The sequence below is a fragment of the Cytophagales bacterium genome, assembly GCA_033344775.1.
Taxonomy (GTDB): Bacteria; Bacteroidota; Bacteroidia; order Cytophagales; family Cyclobacteriaceae; genus JAWPMT01.
Map to the genome: position 1 here is coordinate 43909 of JAWPMT010000006.1, position 13646 is coordinate 57554.

General features: G+C 44.2%; 13 protein-coding genes. 6 read left to right on the forward strand and 7 right to left on the reverse strand.

Going from position 1 to position 13646, the window contains the following annotated elements; translation table 11 throughout:
- Positions 1-13 precede the first annotated feature (13 nt).
- A complete protein-coding gene (locus R8G66_29930) occupies positions 14-2404 on the forward strand; it encodes a ribonucleoside-diphosphate reductase subunit alpha (GenBank protein ID MDW3196634.1) in 2391 nt (796 codons plus the stop codon).
- A gap of 188 nt (positions 2405-2592) precedes the next feature.
- Here the strand turns inward: R8G66_29930 and R8G66_29935 are convergent, their stop codons facing one another.
- The 7 genes from R8G66_29935 to R8G66_29965 form a co-directional block, all read right to left on the reverse strand.
- Positions 2593-3795 (reverse strand): NAD(P)-dependent oxidoreductase, encoded by a 1203-nt coding sequence (locus tag R8G66_29935; GenBank protein MDW3196635.1) that lies wholly within the window; start codon positions 3793-3795, stop codon positions 2593-2595.
- Between the two features lie 163 nt (positions 3796-3958).
- A complete protein-coding gene (locus R8G66_29940) occupies positions 3959-4159 on the reverse strand; it encodes a hypothetical protein (protein MDW3196636.1) in 201 nt (66 codons plus the stop codon).
- Positions 4160-4165: 6 nt separating this feature from the next.
- Positions 4166-5692: a glutamate--tRNA ligase gene (gene gltX / locus R8G66_29945; GenBank protein MDW3196637.1), complete on the reverse strand. Its 1527-nt coding sequence runs from the start codon at positions 5690-5692 to the stop codon at positions 4166-4168.
- Between the two features lie 24 nt (positions 5693-5716).
- Complete coding sequence (locus R8G66_29950; protein MDW3196638.1) at positions 5717-6097, reverse strand: RidA family protein; 381 nt, start codon at positions 6095-6097, stop codon at positions 5717-5719.
- Positions 6098-6154: 57 nt separating this feature from the next.
- Positions 6155-7993: a glutamine--fructose-6-phosphate transaminase (isomerizing) gene (glmS, locus tag R8G66_29955; protein ID MDW3196639.1), complete on the reverse strand. Its 1839-nt coding sequence runs from the start codon at positions 7991-7993 to the stop codon at positions 6155-6157.
- A gap of 6 nt (positions 7994-7999) precedes the next feature.
- A complete protein-coding gene (locus R8G66_29960) occupies positions 8000-9286 on the reverse strand; it encodes a DUF4270 family protein (GenBank protein MDW3196640.1) in 1287 nt (428 codons plus the stop codon).
- Positions 9270-10082 carry a glycogen/starch synthase gene (locus tag R8G66_29965; GenBank protein ID MDW3196641.1) on the reverse strand — a complete coding sequence of 271 codons (813 nt, stop codon included), beginning with the start codon at positions 10080-10082 and terminating at the stop codon, positions 9270-9272. Before R8G66_29965 ends, R8G66_29960 begins: the two co-directional genes overlap by 17 nt.
- 105 nt (positions 10083-10187) lie before the next feature.
- Here R8G66_29965 and panC point away from each other — a divergent pair, with 105 nt between their 5' ends.
- From panC to R8G66_29990, 5 genes are read left to right on the forward strand one after another with little or no spacing between them, the layout of a single operon-like run.
- Complete coding sequence (gene panC / locus R8G66_29970) at positions 10188-11039, forward strand: pantoate--beta-alanine ligase (GenBank protein ID MDW3196642.1); 852 nt, start codon at positions 10188-10190, stop codon at positions 11037-11039.
- Between the two features lie 10 nt (positions 11040-11049).
- Positions 11050-11394: an aspartate 1-decarboxylase gene (locus R8G66_29975; protein ID MDW3196643.1), complete on the forward strand. Its 345-nt coding sequence runs from the start codon at positions 11050-11052 to the stop codon at positions 11392-11394.
- A 46-nt stretch (positions 11395-11440) separates the two neighbouring features.
- Positions 11441-12463: a lysylphosphatidylglycerol synthase transmembrane domain-containing protein gene (locus R8G66_29980; GenBank protein MDW3196644.1), complete on the forward strand. Its 1023-nt coding sequence runs from the start codon at positions 11441-11443 to the stop codon at positions 12461-12463.
- Positions 12426-12887 carry a D-glycero-beta-D-manno-heptose 1-phosphate adenylyltransferase gene (gene rfaE2 / locus R8G66_29985; protein MDW3196645.1) on the forward strand — a complete coding sequence of 154 codons (462 nt, stop codon included), beginning with the start codon at positions 12426-12428 and terminating at the stop codon, positions 12885-12887. Before R8G66_29980 ends, rfaE2 begins: the two co-directional genes overlap by 38 nt.
- Positions 12888-12898: 11 nt before the next feature.
- On the forward strand, positions 12899-13588 hold the full coding sequence (locus R8G66_29990) for a zinc metallopeptidase (GenBank protein MDW3196646.1): 690 nt from the start codon (positions 12899-12901) through the stop codon (positions 13586-13588).
- The last annotated feature ends 58 nt before the right edge of the window (positions 13589-13646 follow it).

Sequence of the window (13646 nt, forward strand, 5' to 3'; positions counted from 1 at the left end):
TAATCGCCGAACCATGTTAGTAGTAAAAAGAGACGGACGTAGAGAGTCCGTAAAATTTGACAAAATCACAGCGAGAATTGAGAAGTTGTGTTCAGGATTGAACCAGGATTTTGTAAAGCCCGTTGAGATTGCGAAAAAGGTAATCGATGGATTGTATGATGGAGTAACCACCGTAGAGCTGGATAATCTGGCTGCTGAAGTTGCTGCTACCATGACTACCCGTCACCCTGATTTTGCAAAGCTTGCGGCCAGAATCTCTATTTCTAACCTGCACAAAGTAACTTCAGAGTCATTCTCAAACACCATGAAGCGCCTGTATACCCACGTCAATCCTAAGACGGGTGAAAATGCGGCATTAGTATCTACCGAGACTTACGGAGTTGTGAAGAACAACGCCAAAAGACTAGATGACGCGGTAGACTATTCAAGAGATTACAACTACGATTTCTTTGGATTCAAGACGCTGGAGCGTTCTTATCTGATGAACCTTGACGGCAAGATCGTAGAAAGACCTCAGCACATGATCATGAGGGTTGCGGTTGGTATCCACGGCGAGGATATCGATTCAGCGATTCAGACGTATAATTTAATGTCTGAAAAGTGGTTCACGCACGCGACTCCTACCTTGTTCAACGCGGGTACACCAAAACCTCAGCTTTCTTCTTGCTTCCTTTTGTCTATGCAAGACGACAGCATCGATGGTATTTACGACACACTAAAACAATGTGCCAAGATTTCTCAATCGGCAGGAGGAATCGGCCTTAGCATCCATAACATCCGCGCAACCGGAGCCTACATCAAAGGCACCAACGGTACTTCCAACGGGATCGTACCGATGCTCCGTAACTTCGACATGACTGCTCGTTATGTTGATCAGGGTGGCGGAAAGAGAAAAGGAAGCTTCGCGATCTATTTGGAGCCATGGCATGCAGACATCTTCGAATTCCTGGACCTGAAAAAGAACCATGGTAAGGAAGAAATGCGGGCAAGAGACCTCTTCTACGCAATCTGGATTCCGGATTTGTTCATGAAGCGAGTAGAAGAAAACGGCGATTGGTCTTTGTTCTCTCCTGATGTAGCTCCTAATCTTTACGACACGTACGGCGACGAATTTGAGAAGCTGTATGAAAAGTACGAGAAGGAAGGCAAAGCCAGAAGAACTGTTAAAGCGCAGGAATTATGGTTTGAAATCCTTGAATCTCAGATTGAGACAGGAACGCCATACATTCTTTATAAAGATCACGCAAACAAGAAATCCAATCAGAAGAACCTCGGTACCATCCGTTCGAGCAACTTGTGTACGGAGATCATGGAGTACACCTCTAAAGATGAAGTAGCCGTATGTAACCTGGCATCAATTGCTCTTTCTAAGTTTGTGAAAGAAGATCAGACTTTTGACCACCAGAAGCTTTATGAAATCACCAAAGTAGCGACCCGTAACCTGAATAAGGTAATTGATGTCAACTACTATCCGGTTCCTGAAGCCAAAACGTCCAATATGCGCCACAGACCTATTGGTCTCGGTGTACAAGGCCTGGCAGACACGTTCGCGATGATGAGATATCCTTTCGATTCTCCCGAAGCGCGACAACTGAACGCCGAAATCTTCGAAACCATCTACTTCGCTGCTATGGAAACGTCCATGGAAATGGCACAAGTAGAAGGTCCATATGAAACATTCAAAGGTTCTCCGGTATCGAAAGGTATCTTCCAATTCGATATGTGGGGTGTAGACCCTAATACAGGACGTTGGGATTGGTATGATCTGAAGCAAAAGGTTAGAAAACATGGTGTGCGTAACTCATTGTTGGTTGCTCCAATGCCAACCGCTTCTACTTCTCAGATCTTAGGAAACAATGAGTGTTTCGAGCCTTTCACTTCGAACCTTTACGTCCGTCGTGTACTTTCAGGTGAGTTCATCGTAGCGAATAAGTACATGATGCAAGACCTGATCAAGCTAGGCTTATGGGATGATAACATGATGAACAAGATCAAAGCCAACAATGGCTCGATCCAGGACATTCCTGAAATCCCCCAAAATATCAAGGATCTGTACAGAACCGTATGGGAGATTTCTCAGAAGTCTATCATCGATATGGCTGCTGATCGTGGCGCATACATCTGCCAAAGCCAGAGTATGAACATCCACCTGACAGATGCCAACTTTGGTAAAATGACCTCTATGCACTTCTATGCATGGAAGAAAGGTCTGAAAACAGGCATGTACTACTTGCGTACCAAGGCGGCAACTGATGCCATCAAGTTTACGGTACAAAAAGAAGAAGCGGTTCAGCCTAAAGCAGAGCAAGTTGCAGCACCAACTGCAGCCGAAATGAGCCAAAACCAGGCGGCTATGCAGTGTTCATTGGACGATCCTGAAGGCTGCGAAATGTGCGGAAGTTAATAGTGAGTATATATTTATAATTGCGTAAAAAGCCCGCTTCCAATTGGAGGTGGGCTTCTTTTTTGCACTAATAATTTTCAGAAGCTCAAAAGCCGAAACCACACTAAAACAAAGGCCTGCTTCGTGGGCAGGCCTCTGATCATTTTAAAATTTTTTCCCAATTGTAGTCAACGAGCAAGATTCTTTTATTATCCGTTCACATAATCCGTGAGGTACTTGTATCGTTCTGTCAACTGGCCATCATTGGTAATGGTAGCGCGCTTAATGACTTCTTGCTTGTCTTCCCCGATCAAGTGAGGCAATACATTGTTGATCAATTCGTTTCCAAAGCTTTCTGATGCATCTCGTGGCAATTCACAAGGTAAGTTATCAACGGTCATCATAGTGATGTTCGCTTCATCAGTTAACGCTTTTTCTACGGCATCCTCGCTAGGATTGTAATCGTAGATCGGATCATCGATGGTCGTAGCGTGTTTGGTAGAAGGTATAGAACCTTCAATGTCACAAGTCACATCTGCAATCACCCTCAATTTGAATGATTCTGACATGACATCAGCCGGGCTGAAAAGGACAGGTGCTTTAGGATCCCAATAGGCACAAGCCACGAGTAGGTCCGAGACCGCTGCATATTTCAGGAAATCACCATCATACATTTCCGGATGATCAAAGAATTCATGACGGTTAAATGCAGAGCCGTCTTTCTTGTGATGATAATCTCTGGAATTGAGTTGCGTAAAAACAGGCTCTTTTAATCGCTCATGCAGGAAAACATCCGGCGTTACTTTTCTGATTCCCGCACCAAGCAAAACTTCCATGGCGCCTTTGGCGACTCGGCCACCCCCAGTGATCGCTATCTTGATCGGAGGCAGATCAATTTTTGGATATTCTGTTTTCAGGTCCTCCAGGTCAAAACACTCATGTGCTCTTCGGATATTGTACAAGTTGTAGCGCTTTCCATATGTCCAGAGGCCATTATAAGCGCCAACGATACCTGCCCATCTACCGAAAGCAATGATACGATTGCTGGTTTCGTCAGTTAACGTCTCGTAATCGATGAGTCTGATGTTCTTTTTCAAGACTTCCTGAAGCAGCTTCCGGTTGTATGCCTGCTCCTTGATGGTGTGAGAGAAAAAGAAAAAGGTCTTATTGGCGATCAAATCAGGGATCTGCACCTCTTTTACGCCTAATATCGTATCACAATCGTCGACTGAATCAACCAATTTGATTCCAGCATTCTCATAATCTTCGTCAGAAAAACACCGAATATCACTCCGTTGTGCCACTACCTCCACACCTGGATACCGCTGCATGACCTCTTTGGCCTGCGTCGGGGTGAGCGCTACACGTTTGTCAATGGGAATTTTTCCTTCTTTGATGATGCCTATTTTCATGACTGATGGAGTAATTGAGGTTAATTCAACCGGGTTTTCGGTCTGCGAAATTAATACTCCTCCCTGAAATCAAATATTGATCTCAAGAAAAAGGCGTTCTTATACCATCTTGCATGGTATCCCGCGTAGTGAATAGTTGTATTGGAATAAAAAAAGGGTCGGATTATTCCGAGCCCTTCAATTCATCGAGATCTTCGCGATCTCTTAGTTTTTTATCATCAACCTCACGGTTGAGAAATTTATTGATCTCATCAATACTTAAACTGGATTTGATTTCACCGAAGGTATTGATAGATACATCAAAGCCGTCCAGGTCATTGTGGACCTTGGCTTTTTCTTCTTTTTGTTCTTTCTTTCTGATCATGGTACGCTAATCTATATGTTTAGCTAACGTATTTATTGAGCTAGAGATGCGTTCTGCAACCGACAAACCACCCATGATTTCTATGATGATCATGAGATCAGGACCAGAGCCCTGCCCTGTAAGCGCCAATCGCAATGGCTGCATGACTTTGCCAGGATTGATCCCTGCGTCATTGAGCGTATTGGAATAAAGTTCTTTTGCTTCCTCTGGCCCAATCTGCGCATGCACAGATATGGCCGCTGCAAACAACTCCAGTCCCTTTACCGCCTCTGCATTCCACTTCTTGCGGATGACCTTTTCATCGAATTCGGTAGGGTCCTCAAAGAAATATTTGGACTGGTCCACAAAATCTTGCGGAAAAGTAGATCTGGGCTTCAGCAGTTCAATGATCTTTCCGGCCGTTTCCTCAGTACAATCATGAGCTATAGCAGATAAGTAATTACCCACAAGATCTTTGGTCGGGGTTTCTCTTAGATAATACTGGTTAAACCATTTAGCCTTTTCTATATCAAATCTGGTGCCTGCTTTTCCAACACGCTCCAGCGAGAATTCCTGCACTAGTTCTTCGAGCGTGAAAAGTTCCCGCTCTCCTCCAGGATTCCAACCTAAGAAAGCAAGGAAGTTGATCAATGCTTCCGGTAAATAACCTCTTTCCTTGAATCCAATGTGCTGATCTCCTGAAACTGATTCTTGCCAAGAAAGCGGGAATATTGGAAATCCGGCTTTTGCAGCAGCTCTTTTACTGAGTTTTCCCTCACCTTCTGGTTTCATCAACAGCGGAAGGTGTGCGAACTTGGGCATGCTGTCCGTCCATCCGAAAAATTCATACAGCAAAACGTGGATTGGCAATGAAGGAAGCCATTCTTCCCCACGTATCACGTGACTGATCTCCATTAGGTGATCATCTACAACATTGGCCAGGTGGTATGTAGGCATACCGTCCGACTTCAATAATACCTTGTCATCCAGGTTCATGGCATGTACCATCACCCAGCCTCGTATAATATCATGAAATCGGATTTCCTTTTTTTGGGGAACCTTCAACCGAATGGTATAGGCATCACCGTTATTCATACGCTGCTTTACTTCCTCTGCTGAAAGCGTCAATGAATTTTGCATGGACATCCGCGAGCTCGCATTGTAGCTGGGATTAGTTACACCCGCAGCTTTTAGCTTTTCCTTCATGGCTTCGATGGCATCCGGCGTATCAAATGCGTAATAAGCCTGGTCATCGTTTACCAATTGCTCGGCATACTGGCGATAACTGTCTTTTCTTTCTGATTGCCGGTAAGGAACAAATTCACCACCTTGTACCGGTCCTTCATCCGGAGGAATCGACAGCCAGTCGAGGGTATCCTTGATGTACTCCTCCGCTCCTTCTACAAAGCGCGTTTGATCCGTATCTTCGATCCTGAGCACAAAGTCACCGCCGTTTTTCCTGGCAAACAAGTAATTGAATAGCGCTGTTCTTACACCTCCAATGTGCAATCCACCAGTGGGGCTTGGTGCGAAACGCACCCTCACTTTTGTCATCTGCTGATGTGTTTTTAGAAACGATTATGAAACCAGGGCCATGCAGGAAATCTCTACATTTACTCCTTTCGGCAATTGACTGACCTCCACACATTCTCGTGCAGGAGCATCTTCACCAAAGTAATTACCATAGACGGCATTGATCTGCCCAAATTGTCCCATGTCACTGATGAAGATCGAACATTTTATGACTGCATCAAAAGACGTGTTGGCAGCTTCCAGAATGGCTTGAAGGTTTTTCATGACCATCTCTGTTTCTTCTTCGATGGAACCACTCACGAGTTCACCAGTAGCCGGGTCGAGTGGGATCTGTCCGGAAACATAAAGCACGCCATTGGCAATTACTGCCTGGTTATAAGGACCAATAGGCGCAGGAGCCTTGTCCGTTTTAATAATGGTTTTCATATAGGGTGATATTGCTAATGCGAATATACCGATTCGAGCATCTTTTGCGATATGTGACTACTCTACCGTCACAGATTTTGCCAGATTACGAGGCTGATCCACATTACATCCACGCATCACAGCAATGTGATAGGAAAGCAACTGCAAAGGCACTACGGATACCAGCGGCATCAAGATCTCATGTGTAGAAGGTACTTCAATTGTAAAGTCCGCCATCTTCGGAATAAGCACGTCTCCTTCCGTCACAATCGCGATTACCACACCTTTTCTGGCCTTCACCTCCTGGATGTTCGAAACGATCTTGTCGTAAGAACTGTCTCTGGTAGCAATGAAAACGACCGGCATATGATCATCGATCAGTGCGATCGGGCCGTGTTTCATCTCTGCTGCCGGGTAGCCCTCTGCGTGGATATAAGAGATCTCTTTCAATTTCAATGCCCCTTCCAGCGCGACGGGGAAATTATAACCCCGCCCCAGGTACAAGAAGTTTCTCGCATCTTTGAAGAGATCGGAAATGGTCTCGATCCTATCGTTGTATTTCAACGCTTCCGTGACCTTATTTGGAATATTTTCAAGTTCAATCAGTAGCTCTCTGTATTTCCTTTCCGTAATGGTGCCATTGATCTGAGCGACTCTCAGCGCGATCATAGACAACACAGTCAATTGCGCTGTAAATGCTTTGGTTGACGCTACGCCTATCTCTGGACCTGCGTGTAGGTAAGCCCCTTCATGTGACGTTCGGGCAATGGACGAACCCACGGCATTGACCACTCCAAAGACGATGGCTCCTTTTGATTTCGCTAATTCAATCGCAGCCAGTGTGTCTGCTGTTTCTCCGGATTGAGAGATCGCGATCACGACATCTCCTTCTCGAATGATTGGGTTACGATATCGGAATTCGGAAGCATATTCCACTTCAACAGGAATTCGACATAGGTCCTCAAAGATGTACTCTGCTACCAGGCCGGCATGCCATGACGTTCCACACGCCACGATCACGATCTTTTCCGCCTTGGTCAGTTTCTCAGCATAGTCACGGATACCACCGAGTACTAACGAGCCTGTCTCAGCATTCAATCTGCCTCGAAGACAATCTGCAATAGAATGTGGTTGCTCAAAGATCTCTTTGAGCATGAAATGGTCGTATCCACCTTTCTCAATCGCCTCCAGCTCCAGGTCCACTGTTTGGATGTAAGGACTTTGCTCTACGTCACTGATGTTTTTGATGGTCAGGTTATCTCGCTCGATCACCGCAATTTCCTCATCGTTCAGATACACCACTTCATTGGTATACTCCACGATTGGTGTCGCATCAGAAGCCACAAAATATTCTCCCTGTCCAACGCCTATTACCAACGGACTTCCTTTTCTTGCAGCGATCAATTTGTCCGGATCAGACTTAGAAACAATCACCGTAGCATAGGCACCAACCACACGGGTCAATGCTATTCGCACTGCCTGTTCCAATGGAAGGTCCCCACTTTTTTGAATGTCCTCAATGAAACTCACAAACACTTCTGTGTCCGTATCTGAAACGAAAGTGTATCCTTTATTAGTGAGTTCCGTCTTTAGGGTTTCATAATTCTCAATGATACCATTGTGAATGATGGCAAGATCTTTACTTTCAGAAAAATGCGGGTGAGCATTGATATCGTTGGGTTCTCCGTGCGTTGCCCACCGGGTATGACCTATACCGATGCTGCTTTGGATATCCTTGTCGCCTACGAAGGCTTTTAGGTCGCTTACTTTTCCCTTTTTCTTGTAATTGGTGATCGAACCCTGTTCGATCATGGCTACTCCGGCACTGTCGTAACCTCTGTATTCTAATCTTTGTAACCCTTTAATCAATATTGGAAAGACTGGTCTTTCACCTACATACGCTACGATTCCACACATAGTAGATTATTTTACGATGGTATAGAAAACTTTTAGTTTAACCTCTGAATTTTGGATGGTAGACTGACTAATGTACAGCCCTGAGGTCGGTATTACAACCAGATCATCAGTTAGAAATTCATCTCCTGCGATCTGATCGGTTAAGATACTTTGGGTAAACAGAGTGATTGTACTAGCATAATTAGAATCATCTTCCGAAAATGTAAGTACGCGGGGTGTAGGGAGTGCTGTCAGGTTCGAATAATCATTCTCTCCTAATAAAGCAGTATTAAATACGTCGTTGGCGATTCCAGGACCATTGATCACTGTCTCTTCTTTAAAAAAATAAAGGTTGATATCAGGCACATCCGACTGGAGTCTATTGGCTCGATTAGTCACCGTAGGGATCTCTATATCAGCCTTGTTGATGATCACATTTTCCTGAGAAGCAACGAAATCTAAAAACGGATCCAAATCCAGGCGCACTACGGTGCCAGCTATCCCATTTAGATACGTATATCCATTTTCATCACTGATCGAATCTCCAGTGTTGATCAACGGTGCCATGCGACTACCTGTCCGGTCCCTTGTCACCCGATTAAAGTGATTTTCAAAGGTATAAGTAGTCGTATACATCGTATCCAAAGGATCCTTGGTGGTGATGATCAGCTCGGTGGTATCTGCAAAAATATTGAGCGCCAGTAAGCCATCACTCGCATCCGTAGCTTTGATATTGAGTCCAAAATACATGTCATTGACATTCTCAGCGGCCTCTGTTTCTTGCCACAAGAGACCATATAATCGACGCCCTACATCTAATCCGTATATGCTATCAGCTATTCCAACATTCACATTCCAGGTGTCGAGCACAAAGTCATTCACGCCAATGGCATCTTGCCTGTCGTATATTCTAGATCCGTAAATCGTATCTGTCAGCGCCCTGATCTCCAATTCCAGATTCACCACTGCCTCCAACGACAGCTTATCGTCAATCTGGAGGTTGAGACGAGCAGATACCAATTCAAGGCAATCCAAAGGCAGCTGGCCTGATTCGTACGAGAGTTCCAGAAACGTCTCTGAGGTCACTTCACCATAAATGGAGTCGGTATTTGACCCAACGATAATGTTAGTTCCTCGATCCGTACGAAGGCTATCGATATAAAATGTGGAAGCTGGAAGTACAAATTCCTGAAAATTGACTTCCGTCTCCGAGTCCCCGGGATTAAGCTCTAAACCTAAATCTCCTGGTTCTTCACAAGCGATCAAGAAAAGGGACAAAGCTGCCCCTTTCAGGATCTTATCCAATAAGTTCATTATAGAGGTTGTAGTAGGATTCCTCGAAGTTTTCGTTTTGTTCAATGGTATCAATCTTCTTCTCATTGGAGAGTTCAGATACCAATTTGTTAAAGCTTTCTGTTGATTCTTCATCAGCATGAATAACAGCATCGGCATACTGTACCCCAATTTTGATGAAACCTTCGTAATCTGCAGATTTCAACTGATCCAGCATGCTATCGTCAATGTCTAGCATTTTTACTTTATCCAATAAGTCTTCGCCAAACTTGTGGGTAAACTTATTGTTGTGCATCGTGAAGACGGTCTTTGAATCCTTGAAGATCGGATCATTTTTGTAAGTAGACTTCACGTACAAAGGAATCAATCCGGTCATCCAGTCATTGCAGTGAATGATGTCAGGAGACCAACCTAATTTCTTAACTGTTTCTAAAACGCCTTTACAGAAGAATATTGCCCTTTCGTCATTATCTTCATAGAAATTGTCTTCTTTATCAAGGAAAACCGACTTTCTGTGGAAGTAGTCTTCGTTATCGATGAAGTAGACCTGCAATTTGGCATTAGGAATTGAAGCGACTTTGATCACCAAAGGCTTTTCTTCATCTCCCACGGCAATATTAATTCCGGACAATCTCACCACTTCGTGAAGACGATTCTTTCGCTCGTTGATGAGACCAAATCTTGGAACCAGAATTCGAATCTCCATCCCTTTTTCCTGCATTGCCTGTGGCAACCTCCTTACGAAATCCGCAACCTCGGAGGTTTTCAAAAATGGGTTTATTTCGCTTGCCACGTAAAGAATTCTGATGTTGGACATAGTAAATTGAACTAATTCAAGAGGTCGTGTGAAAAATGAGGCTCAAAATTACCTAAATTTTGTTTCTTTGTCAATTTTCGATTCCAATTCACCCTAATCCTACCAATGCAAAAGTGCCTTCAGGTCCAGGAAATTAAGAACTACCAGGAAGATTTAAGAAAAAATAACAAGCGCATTGGTTACGTGCCTACGATGGGTGCATTGCATGAAGGGCATCAGGAATTGATTAGGGCCAGCCAGGCGGCAAATGATATCACCATCGTTTCGATTTTTGTCAATCGGTTACAATTCAATGATCCCAAAGATTTCGAACTCTACCCTCGCACAGAAACCGCGGATTTTGCTTTGTTAGAGGACATGGGTGTTGATGCGGTGTTCAAACCTGTGGAGGAAGAAATCTACCCGACTGTACCTGTGGTTTCTTTTGACCTGGGCGCTATGGCCAATGTTATGGAAGGTCAATTTCGTCCTGGTCACTTTCAGGGTGTATGTGTGGTGCTGTCCAAATTCTTTCATTTAGTCAATCCGCATGAAGTGTATTTTGGCCTCAAGGATCTACAGCAATATTTGATTGTGAAGCGCATGGTAGAAGATCTTTTCTTTGATATGCGAGTCAATGGTGTTCCGACCAAACGAGAAACTTCAGGACTGGCCTTATCCTCTCGAAATTTACGCCTGTCTGAGAATGGCAAATTAGTCGCTTCAAACATTTATAAAGGTTTAGAGTTAGCCAAAGCAGAAATCTTTTCGAAAAAGGACGTACAGGAAATTACTACCTCGTTGACGGAATTTTACGAAAGAATTGATGGTTGTACTATTGAGTACTGCAAGATTATTAATGCTCGAACCCTGATTCCAGTGATGGACTATGGCGAAATCGAGGAAATCGCCGTGTGTGTTGCGGCTTACGTTGAGGGTATAAGACTGATTGATAATCTATATTTGCGGCTCAATTAGCTTAAACGTGATGTTTGTAGAAATTTTAAAGTCCAAAATTCATCGGGTAAAGATCACCCAGGCGGAACTACACTATGTAGGTTCTATCACCATTGATGAAGATTTAATGGATGCCGCAAACCTCATAGAAAATGAGAAAGTCCAGATCGTCAACATTGATAATGGAGAACGATTGGAAACTTATGTCATCAAAGGTGAACGAGGAACCGGAGAGATTTGCCTGAATGGCCCGGCAGCCAGAAAAGCGCAGGTAGGTGATATCATCATTATTATCTCCTATTGTAGTATGGAATGGGAAAAGGCGAAAACTTACGAACCTACTATCATCTTCCCTAACGAAGACAATCAGGTATAAGCAGCTTCACACTGTTTGGCTCCATTCCGGGTAGTTAGTACAAAACATGCTGAAAAAACTCCTCAACTTATTCAAGATCCTCCTGCCAATTGCGCTGGCAGTTGCTCTAATTTACTTCGCTTTCAAGAATGTAGATTTTAATGAATTCTGGAACAATCTCAGCAAAGTCAACTTTAATTGGGTCATTGTCAGTCTGGTGATTTCCGTAATTCCCTACGTTGCACGGGCTTATCGCTGGAATATCCTGATCAGCGCACTGGGTTACCAACCGAAACTCTATCCCACAACACTGGCTATTATCATCGGCTACTTTGCCAACCTGGCCGTACCACGCCTGGGAGAGGTGGTGCGATGTGGCTTTTTACAACGTACCAATAAAATACCTTTTACGGTATCGGTCGGGACAGTAATCACCGAGCGGATAGTTGATATGCTCACGTTGTTGCTGCTATTGATCATTGCTCTGATCCTGGAATACGACGTGCTTTCAAGCTTTCTTAGTCCCTATCTAAACAATGCGGATTTCGCTGGTATTTACTGGGCCTTAGGTGCCTTGATTGTGGCTGGTTGTATTGGCATCATTGTTTTGTGGCTGCTCCTACGACAGGGCAAATTCCCTAAACTCAGCAAGCTAATACAAGAACTTGTTCAGGGCATTTTTGCCATTGCAAAAATCCGGAATCTGCCAGGCTTTCTATTCGCCACGGTCGTTTTGTGGACGGTGTATTTCTTCATGTCCTATTTGATCATTTTCTCACTGGAATCCACATCACACCTCGATCTGGAAGCAGGACTATTGCTACTCGTGACTGGAGGGATCGCCATTGCCCTACCCGTTCAAAGTGGGTTTGGTACCTACCATGCCATGATCTCCGCTCTCTTACTGATTTATGGTATCCCTGAAGTGACCGGATTATTTTTGGCCACACTCTTACATACTTCGCAAATCATTGCCATCGCTCTTATAGGTGCATTAGCTTTGTTTTTAGGACTCCTACTACGATCCAAAAGTGAAACCGACGAAGTTGAAAATAGCGACACTACACGAAGCGAAGATCCTCACCGATAAATGGAAAAAGGAGGGTTTGAAAGTCGTCTTCACTAATGGCTGCTTCGATATCCTGCATTTGGGTCATATTGATTATCTGGAAAAATCAAGATTGATTGGTGACAAATTGATCGTAGGCCTTAACGATGATGATTCTGTACGCAGGCTCAAAGGGGAAAGTCGACCGGTCAATGACCTTCTGGCCAGAAGTCGGATGTTAGCGGCGCTTGATTTTGTAGATGCTGTAGTAGCTTTTGAAGACGATACTCCGCAAGCATTGATCAGTGCTTTGCTCCCGGATGTGTTGGTCAAAGGAAATGACTACACAATCGACAACATTGTGGGCGCAGATGTCGTAATTCAAAATGGTGGTAGTGTGGAAACAATTGCGCTGGTCGATGGGTACTCTACTACCTCAATTATTAATAAATTGAAACACAATTAATTTTAAACAAGATGCTTTGGATCATATTTATTTTCTTTTTCATTCTTAGCCTTGCGGTTAGCAACAGGCTAAAATCGAAGTTTAGGAAATATTCACAAATTCCTATACAGTCGGGTCTCTCCGGAAGAGAGATCGCAGAGCTCATGCTCCGGGATCATCAGATCTACGATGTGGCGGTTACTTCGGTAGAGGGGCAATTGACTGACCATTACAATCCCGCTAACAAAACGGTCAACTTAAGTCCTGATGTTTATCACGGACGATCTGCAGCTTCGGCAGCAGTAGCGGCCCACGAATGCGGCCACGCCGTGCAGCATGCTAGCGCTTACAGTTTCTTACAGTTTCGATCAGCCATGGTGCCAGTACAGAATATCAGTGGTAGAATTCTGAATTTTATCATGCTGGCTTCCATTTTCGGAGGAGGTATCTTATTAGGCATGGGCTGGTCTAATGTGATCCTGATCGTGATCGCGTGCCAGTTTGTCATAACCTTATTTACCCTGGTTACCCTGCCCGTGGAATTTGATGCAAGTAATCGAGCATTAGCGTGGATCAGTGAACGCAACATCGTGACACCTCAGGAACATGACATGTCGAAAGATGCGCTGAAATGGGCAGCGATGACTTATGTGGTTGCAGCACTGGGTGCAGTATCTACCCTATTATATTATGTCATGATGTTCGCCGGTGGCGACGATTGATCAACATAAGGATATTCAATAATGAAAGCTGGCTTTGTCCAGCTTTTTTTATGCCAAT